This window comes from Comamonas sp. FG99 (assembly GCF_057808605.1).
The window spans coordinates 36,585-53,209 of the sequence record NZ_JBMDII010000015.1 but is presented as its reverse complement, the minus strand read 5'-3'; the positions used below and the strand labels follow the sequence as shown (position 1 = coordinate 53,209).

The following is a 16,625-nucleotide window of genomic DNA, read 5'->3' as shown; positions in this document are numbered from 1 at the left end:
CTCGAAAAATCTATGGATGGCGTGTGGCGCAACCATGGCATGGCGCGACAGCGCCCGCCAGAAGTGGCACAATAGCCGCCGTTCGGCCCTTCCCAGCCACAGTCGCATCCGCCAACCGGTTCAGCCGTGTCGCGGAAGGTTTTACTTACCAGCTAATGCTCCCTGAAGGGGGGCGGAGGTCAGCGGAAAATATGAGCGATACGAACTCTGTGTATCAGGCCTACCAAGGCAACACCTATCTGTTTGGCGGCAACGCGCCGTATGTCGAGGAGATGTACGAGAACTATCTGGAAAACCCAGGTAGCGTACCCGACACCTGGCGTACCTACTTTGATGCACTGCAAAATGTCCCCGCAACGGACGGCAGCGCCGCCAAGGATGTTCCGCACCTTCCCGTCATCAACGCATTCGCCGAGCGCGCCAAGCAGGGCGGCACCCGCGTGGTGGTGGCCAGTGGCGCCGATTCGGAGCTGGGCCGCAAGCGCACCGCGGTGCAGCAGCTGATCGCCGCCTACCGCAACGTGGGCGCGCGCTGGGCCGACCTCGATCCGCTCAAGCGCGCCGAACGCCCCGAGATCCCCGAGCTGGAGCCTTCGTTCTACGGCTTCACCGACGCCGACCAGGAAACGGTGTTCAACACCAGCAACACCTTCTTCGGCAAGGAATCCATGTCGCTGCGCGAGCTGCTGAACGCGCTGCGCGAGACCTACTGCGGCACCATCGGCGCCGAGTACATGTATGCCACCGACCAGAACCAGAAACGCTGGTGGCAGCAAAAGCTGGAGTCCATCCGCAGCAAGCCGGCCTTCAACGCCGAGCAGAAGAAGCGCATCCTCGACCGCCTCACCGCCGCCGAGGGCCTGGAGCGCTACCTGCACACCAAGTACGTCGGCCAAAAGCGCTTCTCGCTGGAAGGCGGCGAGAGCTTCATCGCGGCGATGGACGAGCTGGTCAATGACGCAGGCCAGCGCGGCGTGCAGGAAGTGGTGATCGGCATGGCCCACCGCGGCCGCCTGAACGTGCTGGTGAACACGCTGGGCAAGATGCCCAAGGACCTGTTCGCCGAGTTCGACCACACCGCGCCCGAAGACCTGCCCGCCGGTGACGTGAAGTACCACCAGGGCTTCAGCTCCGACGTGTCCACCAAGGGCGGCCCGGTGCACCTGTCGCTGGCCTTCAACCCCTCGCACCTGGAAATCGTGAACCCGGTGGTCGAAGGCTCGGTGCGCTCGCGCATGGACCGCCGCAACGACCCGCAGGGCAGGCAGGTGCTGGCGGTGCTGGTGCACGGCGACGCCGCCTTTGCCGGCCAGGGCGTGAACCAGGAAACCCTGGCGCTGTCCGAAACCCGCGGCTACACCACGGGCGGCACGGTGCACATCATCATCAACAACCAGATCGGCTTCACCACCTCCGATCCGCGCGACCTGCGCTCCACGCTGTACTGCACCGACATCGTGAAGATGATCGAGTCGCCGGTGCTGCACGTCAACGGCGACGACCCAGAAGCGGTGTGCCTGGCCATGCAGCTGGCGCTGGAGTTCCGCATGGAGTTCTCCAAGGACGTGGTGGTGGACATCATCTGCTTTCGCAAGCTCGGCCACAACGAGCAGGACACGCCCGCACTGACCCAGCCGCTGATGTACAAGAAGATCGGCCAGCACCCCGGCACCCGCAAGCTGTATGCCGACAAGCTGGCCACGCAAGGCCTGGGCGAGCTGGGCGACGACATGGTCCGGGCCTACCGCGCCGCGATGGACGAGGGCAAGCACACGGTGGACCCGGTGCTCACCAACTTCAAGAGCATGTACGCGGTGGACTGGAGCCCCTTCCTGCACAAGAAGTGGACCGACGCCGCCGAAACCGCGATCCCGCAGGCCGAGTGGAAGCGCCTGGCCGAGCGCGTGACCACGCTGCCCGAGTCGGTGACGCCGCACCAGCTGGTCAAGAAGGTGTACGACGACCGCGCCGCCATGGGCCGCGGCGACGTCAACGTGGACTGGGGCATGGGCGAGACCATGGCCTACGCCTCGCTGGTGGCCTCGGGCTACCCGGTGCGCCTGTCGGGCGAAGACTCGGGCCGCGGCACCTTCACGCACCGCCACTCCGTGGTGCACGACCAAAAGCGCGAGAAGTGGGACGAAGGCACCTACATCCCGCTGCAGAACGTGGCCGACAAGCAGGCGCCGTTCGCGGTGATCGACTCCATCCTGTCCGAAGAGGCGGTGCTGGGCTTCGAATACGGCTATGCGTCGAACGACCCGAACACGCTGGTGGTCTGGGAAGCCCAGTTCGGCGACTTCGCCAACGGCGCCCAGGTGGTGATCGACCAGTTCATCGCCTCGGGCGAAGTGAAGTGGGGCCGCGTCAACGGCATCACGCTGATGCTGCCGCACGGCTACGAAGGCCAGGGCCCCGAACACAGCTCGGCGCGCCTGGAGCGCTTCATGCAGCTGGCCGCCGACCAGAACATGCAGATCACGCAGCCGACCACGGCCAGCCAGATCTTCCACCTGCTGCGCCGCCAGATGGTGCGCCCGCTGCGCAAGCCGCTGATCATCATGACGCCCAAGTCGCTGCTGCGCAACAAGGACGCCACCTCGCCGCTGTCCGAGTTCACCTCGGGCGGTTTCCACACGGTGATCGGCGAGCGCGACGAAGCGGTGCTGGCCAAGGCCGACAAGGTCAAGCGCGTGATCGCCTGCTCGGGCAAGGTGTACTACGACCTGGTCAAGAAGCGCGCCGAGGACGGCGTCAGCGACGTCGCCATCCTGCGCGTGGAGCAGCTGTATCCGTTCCCGCACAAGGTGTTCGCGGCCGAGCTCAAGAAGTACCCGAACGCCAAGGACGTGGTCTGGTGCCAGGACGAGCCCCAGAACCAGGGCGCCTGGTTCTTCGTGCAGCACTACATCCACGAGAACATGCTCGAAGGCCAGAAGCTCGGCTACTCCGGCCGCGCCGCCTCGGCATCGCCCGCGGCCGGCTACTCGCACCTGCACGTCGAGCAGCAGAAGGCGCTGGTCGAAGGCGCGTTCGGCAAGCTCAAGGGCTTTGTGCTGACCAAGTAAACGCAGGCCGAGCGCAACGACTCGCGCAGCGCCGGCCAAGCCGCCGGCCTGCGCAGTCCCAGGCAAGTTCCAACGCATACAGAGTAGAAAGAATTCCCCATGGCAATCGTAGAAGTCAAAGTCCCCCAGCTGTCCGAATCCGTGGCCGAGGCCACGCTGCTGAACTGGAAGAAGAAGGCGGGCGAGGCAGTCGCCGTCGATGAAATCCTGATCGAGATCGAGACCGACAAGGTCGTGCTCGAAGTGCCCGCGCCGTCGGCCGGCGTGCTGACCGAGATCGTGCAGGGCGACGGCGCCACCGTCACCGCCGAGCAGCTGATCGCCAAGATCGACACTGCCGCCGTTGCCGGCGCCGCCGCTCCCGCCGCGGCAGCGGCCCCCGCAGCCGCGCCCGCGGCAGCCGCACCGGCCGCCGCGCCTGCTGCCACCGGCGGCAACAAGGGCGACGTGGCCATGCCCGCCGCCGCCAAGCTGCTGGCCGACAACAACCTGTCGGTCGGCGCCGTGGCCGGCTCCGGCAAGGATGGCCGCGTGACCAAGGGCGACGTGCTGGCCGCCGTGGCCGGTGGCGTCAAGTCCACCGCCGCCACCATCCCCACCGGCGTGCCCACCAAGGCGCTGCCCCAGGTGGCTGCCCCCGTGGCCCAGCCCGACCTGGGCGAGCGCCCCGAGCAGCGCGTGCCCATGAGCCGCCTGCGCGCCCGCGTGGCCGAGCGCCTGCTGCAGTCGCAGTCCACCAACGCCATCCTGACCACCTTCAACGAGGTGAACATGGCGCCGGTGATGGAGCTGCGCAAGAAGTTCCAGGACGCCTTCACCAAGGAGCACGGCGTCAAGCTGGGCTTCATGTCCTTCTTCGTCAAGGCCGCCGTGCACGCACTCAAGAAGTACCCGGTGCTCAACGCCTCGGTGGACGGCAACGACATCGTCTACCACGGCTACTTCGATATCGGCATCGCGGTGGGCTCGCCCCGCGGCCTGGTGGTGCCCATCCTGCGCAACGCCGACCAGATGAGCTTCGCCGACATCGAGAAGAAGATCGCCGAATTCGGCAAGAAGGCCGCCGACGGCAAGCTGGGCATCGAAGACATGACCGGCGGCACCTTCTCGATCTCCAACGGCGGCACCTTCGGCTCGATGATGTCCACCCCCATCATCAACCCGCCGCAGTCGGCCATCCTGGGCGTGCACGCCACCAAGGACCGCGCCGTGGTCGAGAACGGCCAGGTGGTCGTGCGCCCGATGAACTACCTCGCCATGTCCTATGACCACCGCATCATCGACGGCCGCGAAGCCGTGCTGGGCCTGGTGGCGATGAAGGACGCGCTGGAAGATCCGTCGCGCCTGCTGTTCGACCTGTAATCGGCAGGCCATTTGACGCCTGGAAAACCCACCCGGCCCCGTGGTGGGTTTTTCCCATAGATACGTAAAGAGATACACGCATGAGCAAACAATTCGACGTCATCGTCATCGGCGGCGGCCCCGGCGGCTATGTGGCCGCCATCCGCGCCGCGCAGCTGGGCTTCAATGTCGCCTGCATCGACGAGTGGAAGAACGACAAGGGCGGCCCCGCGCTGGGCGGCACTTGCACCAACGTGGGCTGCATTCCGTCGAAGGCGCTGCTGCAGTCGTCCGAGCATTTCGAGCATGCCCGGCTGCACTTTGCCGAGCACGGCATCTCCACCGGCAAGGTCGAGATCGACGTGGCCAAGATGGTCGGCCGCAAGGATGCGGTGGTCAAGCAGAACAACGACGGCATCCAGTACCTGTTCAAGAAGAACAAGGTCAGCTTCTTCCATGGCCGCGGCTCCTTCGTGCGCGCCGCCGACGGCGGCTACGAGATCAAGGTCGCCGGCAAGGAGGAGGAAACCCTCTCGGCCAAGCAGGTCATCGTGGCCACCGGCTCCAATGCCCGCCCGCTGCCCGGCGTGGCCTTTGACGAAGAGAACATCCTCTCCAACGACGGCGCGCTGCGCCTGGGCAAGACGCCCAAGACCCTGGGCCTGATCGGCTCGGGCGTGATCGGCCTGGAGATGGGCTCGGTCTGGCGCCGCCTGGGCGCCGAAGTGACCGTGCTCGAAGGCATGGACAAGTTCCTGCCCGCGGTGGACGAGCAGATCGCCAAGGAAGCCAAGAAGGCCTTCGACAAGCAGGGCCTGAAGATCGAGCTGGGCGTGAAGGTCGGTGAAGTCAAGACCGGCAAGAAGGGCGTCAGCATCTCCTACACCAATGCCAAGGGCGAAGCCCAGACGCTGGAAGTGGAGAAGCTGATCGTCTCCATCGGCCGCACTGCCAACACCAACGGCCTCAACGCCGAGGCCGTGGGCCTGCAGCTGGACGAGCGCGGCGCCATCGTGGTGGATGCCGACTGCAAGACCAATCTGCCCGGTGTGTGGGCGGTGGGCGACGTGGTGCGCGGCCCGATGCTCGCGCACAAGGCCGAGGAAGAGGGCGTGGCGGTTGCCGAGCGCATCGCCGGCCAGCACGGCCATGTCAACTTCGACACCATCCCCTTCGTGATCTACACCAGCCCCGAGGTGGCCTGGGTGGGCCGCACCGAGCAACAGCTCAAGGAGCAGGGCGTGCAGTACAAGGCCGGCACCTTCCCGTTCCTGGCCAACGGCCGGGCGCGCGCGCTGGGCGACACCACCGGCATGGTCAAGTTCCTGGCCGATGCCGCGACCGACGAGATCCTGGGCGTGCACATGGTGGGCCCGATGGTCTCCGAGCTGATCTCCGAAGCCGTGGTGGCGATGGAGTTCAAGGCATCGAGCGAAGACATCGCCCGCATCTGTCATGCCCACCCCTCGCTGTCCGAGGCGACCAAGGAAGCGGCGCTGGCGGTGGACAAGCGCACCCTGAACTTCTGATCGCGGTGATCTGAAGCCAGCCTCCGGCGCTTAAGAAAAAAGCGCCGGAGGCTATTGTCTTTATAGCAATGGTGGAAAAATCCATGGGGACCTCCGTTCGTGAACTGTACGAGGCCGAACTCCAGGCCAAGGGCTATCAGAGCGATCCGGCGCAATTGCGCGCGGTCGATGCGCTGCAGCGCTGCGCCGACGAATGGGCGGCCTACAAGACCAAGCGCTCCAACGCCCTCAAGAAGCTGATCAACCATCCCGACCTGCCCAAGGGCGTGTACATGTATGGCGGCGTGGGCCGGGGCAAGAGCTTTTTGATGGACTGCTTCTTCAACGCGGTGCCCATCCGCCGCAAGACGCGGCTGCATTTCCATGAATTCATGCGCGAGGTGCAACGCGAGCTGTCGGCGCTCAGCGGCACGCAGAACCCGCTCGATGTGTTGGGCGCGCAGATCGCCAAGCGCTACAAGCTCATCTGCTTCGACGAGTTCCACGTCGCGGACATCACCGACGCGATGATCCTCTACCGCCTGCTGCTGGCGCTGTTCGACAACGGCGTGGGCTTTGTCACCACCTCGAACTTCATGCCCGACGGCCTGTACCCGGACGGCTTGCACCGCGACCGCATCCTGCCTGCGATCGCGCTGCTCAACGAGCGCATGGAAGTGGTGAACGTGGACAACGGCACCGACTACCGCCGCCGCACGCTGGAGAAGGTGCAGCTCTACCATTGCCCGCTCGGGCCGCAGGCCGACCAGGCGATGGAGGAGGCCTTCAACCACCTGGCGGAGACCAAGGACGAAAACCCGGTGCTGAAGATCGAGGCGCGCGAGATCCGGGCGCGCCGACGCGCCGGCGGCGTGGTGTGGTTCGACTTCCAGACCCTGTGCGGCGGCCCGCGCTCGCAGAACGACTACCTGGAGATCGCCAGCCAGTTCCACACCGTGCTGCTGTCGGACGTGCCGTTCATGCCGGTCAGCCTGGCCTCGCCCGCGCGGCGTTTCACCTGGCTGATCGATGTGCTGTACGATCGGCGGGTCAAGCTGATCATGTCGGCCGCGGTGCCGCCGGAGCAGCTGTATGTGGAGGGCCCGCTGGTGCACGAGTTTCCGCGCACCGTCTCGCGCCTCAATGAAATGCAATCGCAGGAATACCTGTCGCTGGAGCGGCGGGTGGTCGATACCTCGTTGACCTGATGCCAAATCTGAGCTTTTTCCCCTGGGCCGCGGCTGCCGCGCTGGCGTCGGCGGCGGCGCTGGCGGCCCCTGAATCCGATGCGGCCGCGCAGCGCAGCCGCGAGCGCGCCGCCATCCAGCACGAACGCGAGGCCAACCAGGCGCGGCAACTGGCCAACGAGAAGATCTGCTACCAGCACTTCGCGGTGACCGACTGCGTGCGCAAGGTGCGCCGCGAGGCCCGCCTGCAGGAGCAGGAGCTGCACAAGCGCGAGCTGGTCATCAACGCGGCCGAGCGCGCCGAGAAGGTGCAGCAGCAGGAAGGCAGCCGCGCCCAGAAGCAAAAGGAGCATGCCGACAAGGCGGCCACCATGCTCGATGCGCCGCCCGCCGAGCAGACGCTGGAGCAGCGCAGCGCCGAGCACCGCGAGCAGGCACAGCAGCGCGCCCGCTCCGGCCCGAGCGAAGCCGAGCGCGCCGCGCAGCACGCGCAGCAGCAGCGCGATGCCGCCCAGCGCGCGGCCCAGCAGAACGACAAGCGCGCCTCCAAGGCGCGCGAGCAACAGCAGCGCGAGGCCAGTGCGCCCGGCCAGATCGGCGAAGCCCGCGAGAAATACGATGCCAAGCAGGCGGCCGCGGCTGAGCGCAGGCGCCAATACGAGGAGCGTATGCAAAAGCGCAAGGCCGAAGGCAAGGAGCCGCGCCCGCTGAGCGATCCGCCGGCGCCCTGACGGGTGGGCGCCATGGAGGCATGGAATTGCAAGTGATTATCATTTGCAAACCTATAATCCCCATCCATGAGCTGCGACGAAATACACCCCGCGGCGCTGCAGGTGGGGGGCGGAAGCCTGGCGTTCGAGCATGACCATTGGTTCAGCGAGCTGGAGCCGCCACGGCTCAAGCTAGTACTGGTGCTCGCGGGCAGCATCACCTACCAGCAGGATGCGCAGGCGCCCGAAATGCTGCGCGGCCCCTTCCTGCACCTGAGCCTGCAGCAGGAGCCCTGCTCGGTGGGCCACGGCATGGCCAAAGGCGAGCAGCTGCAGTATGTGACGGCGCGGGTGCCATTGCCGGCGCTACGCCACAGCCTGGGCATAGATGCGGGCCGGCTGATGGATCATTTCAGGCATCTGCGCCAGGGCGAATCCTTCCAGTTCAACGCAGCGGCCAGCGCGGCGCAGCAGGCCGTGGCCCGGCAGATCCTGCACTGCCCGTGGGAAGGTCTGGCGCGCCAGTTCTTCTTGAGCGGCAAGGGGCTGGAGCTGCTGGCCATGGCCTTGCCGCCCGGCGCATCTTGCGCCGTATCCTACGGCTCGGAGCTTGGCGCACTCGAGCCCCGCCTGCTGCGCCAGCTGCGGCGCGCGCAGGCGATCTTGCTCGAGGCGCTTGAACAGCCGCCCGGCCTGCGCGAGCTGGCCCGGGAAGTCGGCCTCAACGTGAACAAGCTCAACCAGGGCTTTCAGCGGCTGCACGGCCGCACCGTCTTCGAATGGCTGCGCGAGCAGCGCATGCAGCGCGCGCAACAGCTGCTGGCGTCGGGCCGCATGGACGTGGGCGAGGCCGCCGCGCTGTGCGGCTACAGCCTGTCGCATTTCAGCAAGCTGTTCCGGCAACGCTTTGGCGTGCTGCCGCGCGAGCTGCGGCTGCGCCAATAGCACCCCGCATCTTCATCCGTAGCCAGATTCGTGACGCGATCGCGCATCGCCGTGCCGGCAACGCGAATGGCAGGCTTGGCCGCTTCCTAGAATCAAATGGAATTAATTCTCATTTGAATTTTTGTTTGTAGGCGGGGGCGGTATGCGAGCGATAGAGGAAAGCCGGGGCAGGGCGGTGCGGCAGGCAAGCCAATATGCGTTGGCGCTGAGCCTGGCTGGGCTGGTGGCGCCTGCGGTGTGCGCGGCGCAGCAGGCGGAGCCAGCGCTGGAGGCGGTGACCGTGAAGGAGGCCCGCGAAGCCCCCGGCACCAGCGTCACCCGCGGCTCGGCGCCGCTGCGCGAGACGCCGCAGTCCATCACCGTCATCGACGAGCAGCGCATGCGCGAGCAGAACCTGCGCAGCCTCGACGAGGTGATGCAGGCCGCCCCCGGCGTAACGGTGCAGCCCTACCAGCAGCTCACCACGCAGTACTACCAGCGCGGCTTTCTCATCAACTCGTTCGAGCAGGACGGCGTGCCCATCCTGATGGGCGGCACCGCCAGCCCGCCGCTGGACATGGGCATGTACGAGCGCGTCGAGATCCTGCGCGGCGCGGCCGGGCTGATGCACGGCACGGGCAATCCGTCGGCAACCGTCAACCTGGTGCCCAAGCGGCCGCAGCGCAGCTTCGCGGCCAGCGTGGATGCGGGGCTGGGCAACTGGGGCCGCAGGCGCGGCCAGCTCGACATCGGCGGGCCGCTCAACCAGCAGCGCAGCCTGCGTGCGCGCCTGGTGCTGACGCAGGAAAACCGCGATTTCTTCTACGATGTGGCGAACCAGCGCTCGGGCCAGCTCTACGGCATCGTCGAGCTCGATCTCACGCCATCGACGGTGCTCAGCGCCGGCTTGCAAAAGCAGCGCATCCGCTCCATTACCAACATGGCGGGCGTGCCCGTCTACAGCGACGGGCACGACATCGGCCTGCCGCGCTCCAGCTTCCTGAACACCGACTGGAGCCATTTCGACTGGGACACCACGCGCAGCTTCGCCGGGCTGGAGCAACTGTGGGACAGCGGCTGGAAGGCCAAGCTCAACCTGAATCATCTGAGCAGTGACTCCAGCATGCTCTATGCCGGCGCCAATGGCGCGCTCAACCCGGCCACCGGCACCGGCCCCGTGCTGGCCGGCGGCGCCTACCGCTTCGACAACTCGCAGACCAGCCTCGATGCCTTCGCCACCGGGCCGCTGCAGCTGTGGGGCAGAACGCATGAGCTGGTGCTCGGCCTGAACCACCAGAAGACCAGCAGCACCCAATGGGCGGCGCCGCTGCTGGCCGGCTCCTCGCCGCTGGGCCGGCCGGTGGACGTGTGGAACTGGGACCCGCATGCGCTGCCGGCGCCGGCCCTGGGCGGCTACGCCACCCGGGGAGCGACCGAGGTGGAGCAGACCGGCGCCTATGCGATGGGCCGCTTCAGCATCACCGATCCGCTCAAGCTGGTGCTGGGCGCGCGCTGGACACGCTGGCAGCAGAGCGCGGCGGGCGTGCGCTCGCGCATGCCGTCGCAGCTCACGCCCTACGGCGGGCTGGTCTACAGCGTTGATCCGAACTGGAGCGCCTATGCCAGCTATTCGCGCATCCTCGATCCGCAGACCAAGTACGACTGGAGCGGGCGTGCGCTGGAGCCGGTGCAGGGCAACAACCTCGAGGCAGGCCTCAAGGGCGAGCTGCTGGACAAGCGGCTGAACCTGAACTTCGCGCTGTTCGAGATTCGCCAGCGCAACCGCGCCATCGCCGACCCCGCCCATCCCTGCGTGGGCAACAACTGCTGGTATGTCGCCAGCGGCGAGGTACGCAGCCGGGGCTTCGAGGCCGAGGCCGGCGGGCACCTGGGCCCCAACCTGAGCCTGAGCGCCTCCTACACCTGGAACACCACCCGCTATCTGCGCGACGCACAGAACCAGGGGCTGCCGCTGGCCAGCTTTGCGCCACGCCAGATCCTGCGCACCTGGCTCAACTACCGCATGCCGTTCGACGCTGGCCGCTGGAGCCTGGGCGGCGGCCTGCAGGTGCAAAGCGGCTTCTACAACCAGGCGCAGGGCGTGCGGCTGAGCCAGGGCGGCTACGCGCTGGCCAACCTGCAGCTGGGCTACCGGATCACGCCCAAGGTGTCGGCGGCGCTGCATGTGAACAACCTCGCCGACAGGCGCTACTACCAGAGCCTGTCCGGCACCAGCTGGAACAACCGCTACGGCGAGCCGCGCAGCTTCATGCTGAGCCTGCGCGCCGAGTACTGAGCGGGCATTGTCGCCCCATAGAAAGGAAACCATGAAACCACACCCAAGCATGCCCGCCCGGGCGCTTGCCGCGCTGATGCAAGGCGAGCACCTGCTGGGGCTGCGCCCGCCTTCGCAGGTGCGCGTGCTCGCGCCCAGCGAGAAACTCGATGCGCACAGCGACTGGATCATCGGCTTCAAGGCCTTCAGCGACGGTGCAGCGCTGCACAGCGGGCACTGGGAGCGCCATCCGCAGGGCGACGAGGTGCTGTGCTTGCTGGAGGGCCGGGTGCGGGTGATCCTGCGCGCGGCCGGGGCCGGCGAAGGTGATGAGGGCGATGAAGGCTGCGCCACGCCCCTGGAGCCCGGGCAGATGCTGGTCGTGCCGCGCGGCAGCTGGCACCGGCTGGAGGCGCTGGCGCCGGGCCGGCTGCTTTTCATCACGCCCGCGCGTGGCAGCGAACACGAGAGGTGCGGCGATGTGCTCGGCACCGCTGACTGACGGCCCGGGCGCCACGCAGGCGCAGGGCCCCGGCCTGCATGCCTGGTGCATGGTGGTGGGCCTGTACGTGACGCAGGGCCTGCCGCTGGGGCTGGCCATGGATGCCATGCCCGCGGTGCTGCGCGGCGCGGGCCTGCCGCTGGCGGCGCTGGCCTGGCTGCCGCTGGTGGGCCTGCCCTGGGTGCTGAAGTTCCTCTGGGCCAGCCAGGTCGACAACCGCTGGAGCTCCGCGATGGGCCGGCGGCGCAGCTGGATCGTTCCCATGCAGTCGCTGGTGCTGGCCTGCATGCTGGCGATGGCGGCGCTGGGCATGGCGCCGCAGACAGCGCCGTGGATCGTGGTGCTCGCCGCACTCGGCTCGCTGGCCAGCGCCACGCAGGACATCGCCACCGACGCGCTGGTGGCCGAGCAGTTCCAGGGCGCGGCGCTGCCGCGCGCGAATGCGCTGCAGGTGGGCGGCACCATGCTCGGCTTCTTTCTCGGTGGCGCGGGCTGCCTGGTGCTGGCCGGCTGGCTGGGCCAGCGCGCGGCCATCCTGGCGCTGTGCCTGCCGGTGGCGGCCAGCCTGGCGCTGGCGAGCAGCTGGCGCGAGCCGGGCGCGGCATTCGCGCCCAGCGCGGTGGCCCGTGCCAGCCTGCGCGCATTCGCCCGCCGCGAGGGCTCCGGGCCGCTGCTGGCGCTGGCGCTGCTGTCGGCCATGGCCGCGGTGTCCGGCTTCGGGCTGGCCAAGCTGTTCCTGGTCGATGCGCAATGGAGCATGCAGCAGGTGGGCGCGCTCGGCCTGGCCAGCGGCACGGTCACCATCGTGCTGGGCTGCGGCGCGGGCGCCTGGCTGGTGCGCAGCTTCGGCACCCGCCGTGTCTTCCTGCTGGGCGTGGCGCTGGCGGGCTGCGGCGCGTTGCTGTGGGCGCTGATGGCGGCGCGGCTGCTGCGGCTGTCGCCGCCGCTGGCCTTCGCGGCCTCGGCGCTTGGCAGCGCTGGCGCGGGCGCGCTGTCGGTGGCGCTGATGACCGCGGCGATGCGCTTTGCCAGCCGCCGCCAGCAGGCCGGCACCGACATGACCGCGGTGCAATCGACGCGCGACCTGGGCGAGATCGCCACCTCGTCGTCGCTGATCTCGCTGGCCGCCATGCTGGGCTTCGAGGGCAGCTTTGCGGTGGCGGCGATGCTGGCCTGCGCGGCGCTGGCGGTGGGGGCCAGGGCGCGGGCGCTGGGGGCTTGACGGATCAGTCTTGCAGCAGTGCCAGGATCTCCTGGTGCAGCCCGCGCGGCACCGCGATGCCGCGGCGCGCGCTCTCGCGGCGGGCGGCGTAGCGGCGCTCGGACGGCAGGCGCGCGCCCTGGCCGGTGATCGAGGCGAACAGCTGCTCGGCGCGGGCCTGGTGGCGCGGCCAGTCTTCGCCCGCGAAGCGCTGCGGATCAAAGGCCAGGATCAGCTCGCCGTGGCAGGGTTGGCTGCCGCGGCCGGCATCGAAGGCGATCGAGTCCTGGCTGGTCCAGTCGCCGATCAGCACCCCGGCCATCAGCTCCACCATGGTCGACAGCGCCGAGCCCTTGTGGCCACCAAAGGTCAGCATGGCGCCGCGCGCCACCGCCAGCGGATCGGTGCTGGGCGCACCGGTTTCGTCAACGCCGGCGCCCTCGGGCAATGGCGTGCCGGCGCGCCGGTGCAACTCCAGGTCGCCACGCGGGATCGCGCTGGTGGCAAAGTCGAACACATAGGGCACTGCGCCCGCATCCATGCCCGGGCGCGGCCAGCCGAAGGCGATGGGGTTGGTGCCGAACACCGGCTTGCTGCCGCCGGCCGGCGCCACCCAGGCGTGGCTGGGCGTCATCGCCAGCGCGGCCAGACCGTGCGCGGCGATGGCCTCTACCTCGGGCCAGAGCGCGGTGAAATGCACGCACTGGTTGACGACCAGCGCGCCCATGCCCAGGCGCCTGGTGGCATCCACCAGCGCGGGCAGCCCAAGCTCGAAGGCCAGCGGCGAAAAGCCCCGCTGCGCATCCACCCGCACCACCGCGCCCTGGGTGGGCTGCAGCACCGGTTGGGCCTGCAGGTTGACCAGGCCGGTGCGCGCCGCGCTGGCGCAGCTCAGGATACGGTAGATGCCATGCGAGCCGCAGGCATCGCGCTGGCCGCTGACCACCACCTTGGCGATCGCGCGAGCGTGGTCTTCGCCCAGCCCCACATGCCGCGCCACGCGCTCGGCCAGCTGCAGCAGTTCGTCGAAAGAGAAATAGAGGGAGTCGTTGCCGGAATCGTTCATGGGAGTTATCAGCGCCGTGCCAGGTAGAACCACTCGCGCTCCAGCGGCGCGTCTGCGTGCGGAAAGAGCATGCAGCCGTCGAACGGCGCATGGATGGGCGTGCCGTCGGCCCGGGTGGCGAGCAGCTCGCCCAGGCGGAATGGGTCGAAATTCTTCCAGCCGCGGCTCATGCGGTCGCCATGGTCGCGCTTGATGAATACGTCGTGCAGGCGCACGATCTGCTGCGCAGGCTGCTCGCCGAGCTGCACATCCACCAGGCCGAGCAGCTGCAGCGCGCCGGCAATCGCGCGGTCGGCCACCTCGATGGCGGCCGGCTCGTCGTGCGAGCCCGACTCCACCGTGATCGCATAGCCGCCCTGGCTGCGCATGAATTCGTTGGTGCCCAGGCCTTCGTCGCTGCGCATGCGGCCGTGGCTGGCCTGCACCGCCTTGTCGTAGACCTCGAGCCAGCCCTGCACGATGCGCGGCAGGCCGGCCGCGCGGGCCAGGGCCAGCTCTTCGGCGGCGCGGGCAAAAGGCTCCAGCGGGCCGCCGTTGTCTTGCGGGCCGGTCATGGCGAAGGGCACGCCGTCGCCTTCGTAGGAGTGCAGGTCGAGCAGCGCATCGTGGCTGGCCAGCAGCGGTGCCAGCACGCTGACCGCGTGGTCCTCGTAATCCCGCGGCTCGGGCTGCGGCAGAAAGCGCCGGTTCAGGTTGCGGTCGCCCTCGCGGGTGTTCTGCCCAAAGGCCTTGGGATTGGCAACGGGCACCATGGTGAGGCGGCCGCGCAAGAGCCGGGCCTCGCCCGACTCGAAGCGCTGCACCCAGCGGCGGATGGCATGGGTGCCGCTTTGCTCGTTGCCGTGCACCGCGCCCATGACGACCAGCGCCGGGCCGGGCGCGGTCGCCGCCCAGCCGTGCCAGCGGATCGGGAAGGGCGATGCGGCGGCGGCGCTGGCCGCCGGTGTCGGGCGCAGTTCAAAAGCAGGAGAAGCCATGGCTGGCATGGTACCCGATGGGCATGCGCGGGACATGCCGGCCTGCGGGCGGCCTTAAGGCTAATCCTCAGGCTTGGCGCACGAACACCAGATCCCACACGCCGTGGCCCAGGCGCAGGCCGCGGTTCTCGAACTTGGTGAGCGGGCGGTAGGCCGGCTGCTCGGCGTAGCCGTCGGCGCCGGTGGCGGTGTTGGCCAGCTGCGGGTCGGCGCCCAGCACTGCGAGCATCTGCTCGGCGTAGGGCTGCCAGTCGGTGGCGCAGTGGATGTAGCCGCCGGGCTTGAGGCGCTCCACGATCCGGGCGATGAAGGGCGGCTGCACCAGGCGGCGCTTGTTGTGCTTTTTCTTGTGCCAGGGGTCGGGAAAGAAGATGTGCACGCCGTCGAGGCTGGCGGGCGGCAGCATGTGCTCCAGCACCTCCACCGCGTCGTGCTGCAGGATGCGGATGTTGCCGATGTCCTGCTCGCCGATGCGCTTGAGCAGCGCGCCAACGCCGGGCTCGTGCACTTCGCAGCACAGGAAGTTGTCTTGCGGGCGCACGCGGGCGATGTGGGCGGTGGCCTCGCCCATGCCGAAGCCGATCTCCAGGATCAGCGGTGCGCTGCGGCCGAAGGCCTGGCCCGCGTCCAGCGCCTCTTCGGCATAGGGCAGCACGAACTTGCCGCCGAAATCGGCAAACGCCTTGGCCTGGCCGGTGGTGGTGCGGCCGGCGCGGCGCACGAAGGAGCGGATGGTCTTGGGATGGGCCACGCCCTGCGGCGCATGGCCGGGCGCGGCCGAGGCGTCGGCGGCATTGGTGACGAGCGGGGCGGCGGGAGCGGGGGCGTTCGGTTCGTGTTGCATGAAAAAGGCAGGCGCCGGAGCAAAAATCAGGCGCTATTGTAGTTTTTGCCGGACGCCGTGGCGCCGCGCGCATTGACCGCGCCCATTCGCCCATTGCACAGTCCAGTCCTGCAGCGCGGCATCGATGCTGCCGGCCTCGCCGTGCAGCCCCAGGAAGGCGGCTGCCTGGCGCAGCGCCGCCAGCGCCTGCGCCGGGGTGTCGGTGGCGGCGGGCGGCGCGCCGTGCTGCTTGGAGAGCTTTTCGCCATCGGCCTGCAGCACCAGCGGCGTGTGCAGGTAGCGCGGCGCGGGCAGGCCCAGCGCGGCCTGCAGCAGCAGCTGGCGCGGGGTGTTGTCGGCCAGGTCGGCGCCGCGCACCACATCGCTGATGCCCTGGGCCGCATCGTCCACCACCACGGCCAGCTGGTAGGCCCAGAGGCCGTCGGCGCGGCGCACCACGAAGTCGCCCGCCGTGGCGGCCACGTCCTGCGCCTGGGCGCCCAGCCAGCGGTCTTGCCAGTGCAGCAGGCTGCCTGCTATTGAAAATGGAGCTTTTTGCGCCTGCAATAGCTGGCTTTCAGAGCAGAATGACTGAAATCGCTGGGTATGGAAGCGCCAGGCGCGGGCCGGCTTGCCATGCAGGCCGTCGCGGCAGGTGCCGGGGTAGGGGCGCTCGATATGGCGCTCGGGCGCCAGGCCCAGGGCCGCCTGGGCGGCCTCGATGTCGCGGCGCGTGCAGCCACAGGGGTAGGCCCAGCCGGCGGTTTGCAATTGCGCCAGCGCGGTGGCATAGGCGCTGCCACGCTGCGATTGCCACAGCGGCGGCTCGTCGGCATGCAGTTGGCATTGTTCCAGCTGGCGCAGGATCTGCCGGTCGGCGCCGGGCGGGCAGCGCGGCGGGTCGATGTCTTCGATGCGCACCAGCCAGCGCCCGCCATGGGCGCGTGCGTCCAGCCACGAGGCCAGCGCGGCGACGAGCGAGCCCGCATGCAGCGGGCCGGTGGGAGAGGGGGCGAAGCGGCCGGCGTAGCCCATGCCGCAGG

At 68.6% G+C, this 16,625-nt stretch carries 13 protein-coding genes; 9 read left to right on the top strand and 4 right to left on the bottom strand.

The window, feature by feature from the left end:
• Nucleotides 1–191 precede the first annotated feature (191 nt).
• The 9 genes from ACODRX_RS12055 to ACODRX_RS12015 all read left to right on the top strand — a co-directional run bounded on the left by ACODRX_RS12055 (nucleotide 192) and on the right by ACODRX_RS12015 (nucleotide 12,737).
• Nucleotides 192–3,068, top strand: coding sequence for a 2-oxoglutarate dehydrogenase E1 component (locus tag ACODRX_RS12055; protein WP_488871744.1), 2,877 nt, complete (start codon nucleotides 192–194; stop codon nucleotides 3,066–3,068).
• 99 nt (nucleotides 3,069–3,167) lie between these two features.
• On the top strand, nucleotides 3,168–4,430 hold the full coding sequence (gene odhB / locus ACODRX_RS12050) for a 2-oxoglutarate dehydrogenase complex dihydrolipoyllysine-residue succinyltransferase (protein ID WP_488871743.1): 1,263 nt from the start codon (nucleotides 3,168–3,170) through the stop codon (nucleotides 4,428–4,430).
• An 80-nt stretch (nucleotides 4,431–4,510) separates the two neighbouring features.
• On the top strand, nucleotides 4,511–5,938 hold the full coding sequence (lpdA, locus tag ACODRX_RS12045; RefSeq protein WP_488871742.1) for a dihydrolipoyl dehydrogenase: 1,428 nt from the start codon (nucleotides 4,511–4,513) through the stop codon (nucleotides 5,936–5,938).
• A gap of 83 nt (nucleotides 5,939–6,021) precedes the next feature.
• On the top strand, nucleotides 6,022–7,125 hold the full coding sequence (zapE, locus tag ACODRX_RS12040; RefSeq protein ID WP_488871741.1) for a cell division protein ZapE: 1,104 nt from the start codon (nucleotides 6,022–6,024) through the stop codon (nucleotides 7,123–7,125).
• Nucleotides 7,125–7,835, top strand: a complete 711-nt coding sequence (locus ACODRX_RS12035; RefSeq protein WP_488871740.1) for a hypothetical protein — start codon at nucleotides 7,125–7,127, stop codon at nucleotides 7,833–7,835. Before zapE ends, ACODRX_RS12035 begins: the two co-directional genes overlap by 1 nt.
• Before the next feature lie 66 nt (nucleotides 7,836–7,901).
• Entirely contained in the window at nucleotides 7,902–8,759 is an 858-nt protein-coding gene (locus ACODRX_RS12030) for a helix-turn-helix transcriptional regulator (protein ID WP_488871739.1), read from the top strand.
• Between the two features lie 142 nt (nucleotides 8,760–8,901).
• Nucleotides 8,902–11,034, top strand: coding sequence for a TonB-dependent siderophore receptor (locus ACODRX_RS12025; protein ID WP_488871738.1), 2,133 nt, complete (start codon nucleotides 8,902–8,904; stop codon nucleotides 11,032–11,034).
• A gap of 31 nt (nucleotides 11,035–11,065) precedes the next feature.
• Nucleotides 11,066–11,515: a cupin domain-containing protein gene (locus ACODRX_RS12020; RefSeq protein WP_488871737.1), complete on the top strand. Its 450-nt coding sequence runs from the start codon at nucleotides 11,066–11,068 to the stop codon at nucleotides 11,513–11,515.
• Nucleotides 11,493–12,737 (top strand): RhtX/FptX family siderophore transporter, encoded by a 1,245-nt coding sequence (locus ACODRX_RS12015; RefSeq protein ID WP_488871736.1) that lies wholly within the window; start codon nucleotides 11,493–11,495, stop codon nucleotides 12,735–12,737. The genes ACODRX_RS12020 and ACODRX_RS12015 overlap by 23 nt, the downstream gene beginning before the upstream one ends.
• 4 nt (nucleotides 12,738–12,741) lie before the next feature.
• Here the strand turns inward: ACODRX_RS12015 and ACODRX_RS12010 are convergent, their stop codons facing one another.
• The 4 genes from ACODRX_RS12010 to gluQRS form a co-directional block, all read right to left on the bottom strand.
• A complete protein-coding gene (locus ACODRX_RS12010) occupies nucleotides 12,742–13,782 on the bottom strand; it encodes an Ldh family oxidoreductase (protein WP_488871735.1) in 1,041 nt (346 codons plus the stop codon).
• A gap of 8 nt (nucleotides 13,783–13,790) precedes the next feature.
• Nucleotides 13,791–14,759: a M14 family metallopeptidase gene (locus tag ACODRX_RS12005; RefSeq protein ID WP_488871734.1), complete on the bottom strand. Its 969-nt coding sequence runs from the start codon at nucleotides 14,757–14,759 to the stop codon at nucleotides 13,791–13,793.
• Nucleotides 14,760–14,826: 67 nt separating this feature from the next.
• A complete protein-coding gene (gene trmB / locus ACODRX_RS12000) occupies nucleotides 14,827–15,603 on the bottom strand; it encodes a tRNA (guanosine(46)-N7)-methyltransferase TrmB (protein WP_488871733.1) in 777 nt (258 codons plus the stop codon).
• A 33-nt stretch (nucleotides 15,604–15,636) separates the two neighbouring features.
• The gene (gluQRS, locus tag ACODRX_RS11995) at nucleotides 15,637–16,617 is read right to left on the bottom strand and encodes a tRNA glutamyl-Q(34) synthetase GluQRS (RefSeq protein WP_488871732.1); all 981 of its coding nucleotides are present in this window, start codon (nucleotides 16,615–16,617) and stop codon (nucleotides 15,637–15,639) included.
• Nucleotides 16,618–16,625: the final 8 nt, after the last annotated feature.